Annotated in this window: 1 protein-coding gene; it reads right to left on the bottom strand. The window is 72.3% G+C overall.

Going from position 1 to position 1,525, the window contains the following annotated elements:
• Nucleotides 1–1,523, bottom strand: a 1,523-nt coding sequence (locus IF78_RS0142750) for an acetyl-CoA carboxylase biotin carboxylase subunit (protein WP_031498882.1), incomplete at its 3' end; no start/stop codon positions are given.
• Nucleotides 1,524–1,525 lie beyond the last annotated feature (2 nt).

Below are 1,525 nucleotides of genomic sequence, written 5' to 3'. Positions count from 1 at the left end.
CGCTTGGGCTTGGCGCCGGCCGCGAGGCCGGTGCGGGCCAGGGTCATGCCGAGCGAGGCCGGCAGGGAGACTTCCAGGCGCTTGCCGCCGACCTCGACCACGACCGTCTCGCGGCCCGCCTCGTCCTCGGCCTCGAGGTCGGCCGGGGCGGCGAAGGGCTTGATGTCGTTGACGAACTCGGTCTCGATCCAGCGGGTGTGGACCGTGAACGGCTCGGCGCTGCCGGTCAGCTCCGGGGCGAACGCCGGGTCGGTGACCACCGCGCGGTGGAACGGGATCGCGGTGGCCATGCCCTCGACCTGGAACTCGGCCAGCGCACGGGCCGCGCGCTGCAGGGCCTGCTCACGGGTGGCGCCGGTGACGATCAGCTTGGCCAGCAGGGAGTCCCAGGCCGGACCGATCACGCTGCCGGACTCCACGCCCGCGTCCAGGCGCACACCCGGCCCGGTGGGCGGGTTGAAGGCGGTGACGGTGCCGGGGGCCGGGAGGAAGTTGCGGCCGGGGTCCTCACCGTTGATGCGGAACTCGAAGGAATGCCCACGCAGCGGCGGGTCGTCGTAACCGAGGGCCTCGCCGTCGGCGATGCGGAACATCTCCCGCACCAGGTCGATCCCGGCGACTTCCTCGGTGACCGGGTGCTCGACCTGCAGCCGGGTGTTGACCTCCAGGAAGGAGATCGTGCCGTCCGCCCCGACCAGGAACTCCACGGTGCCGGCGCCGACGTAGCCGGCCTCCTTCAGGATCGCCTTCGACGACGAGTACAGCTCGGCGACCTGCTCGTCGGACAGGAACGGCGCCGGGGCCTCCTCCACGAGCTTTTGGTGGCGGCGCTGCAGCGAGCAGTCACGCGTGGACACGACCACGACGTTGCCGTGGGTGTCGGCCAGGCACTGCGTCTCGACGTGGCGGGGCTTGTCGAGGTAGCGCTCGACGAAGCACTCCCCGCGCCCGAACGCCGCCACCGCCTCACGCACCGCGGAGTCATACAGCTCCGGCACCTCTTCCAGCGTGCGGGCCACCTTCAGACCACGCCCGCCGCCACCGAAGGCGGCCTTGATGGCGATGGGCAGGCCGTGCTGCTCGGCGAACGCCACGACCTCCTCCGCACCGCTCACCGGGTCCGGGGTGCCGGCCACCAGCGGGGCACCGGCGCGCTGGGCGATGTGCCGGGCGGCGACCTTGTCGCCCAGGTCGCGGATGGCCTGCGGGGGCGGGCCGATCCAGATCAGTCCGGCGTCCAGGACGGCCTGGGCGAAGTCGGCGTTCTCGGAGAGGAAGCCGTAGCCGGGATGGATGGCGTCCGCGCCGGACTCGCGCGCGGCGTTCAGCACCTTGGCGATGTCCAGGTAACTGGTGGCCGGGGTGTCACCACCCAGGGCGAACGCCTCATCCGCGGCGCGGACATGCAGAGCGTCCCGGTCCGGGTCGGCGTAGACGGCCACGCTCGCGATGCCGGCATCCCGGCAGGCCCGGGCCACGCGGACAGCGATTTCGCCACGGTTGGCGATGAGCACCTTGCGCACGA

The sequence above is a fragment of the Streptomyces bicolor genome (assembly GCF_000719285.1).
Lineage (GTDB): Bacteria > Actinomycetota > Actinomycetes > Streptomycetales > Streptomycetaceae > Streptomyces > Streptomyces bicolor.
Note: the sequence above shows the minus strand (reverse complement) of the source record. Positions and strands in the feature narration are given on the sequence as shown.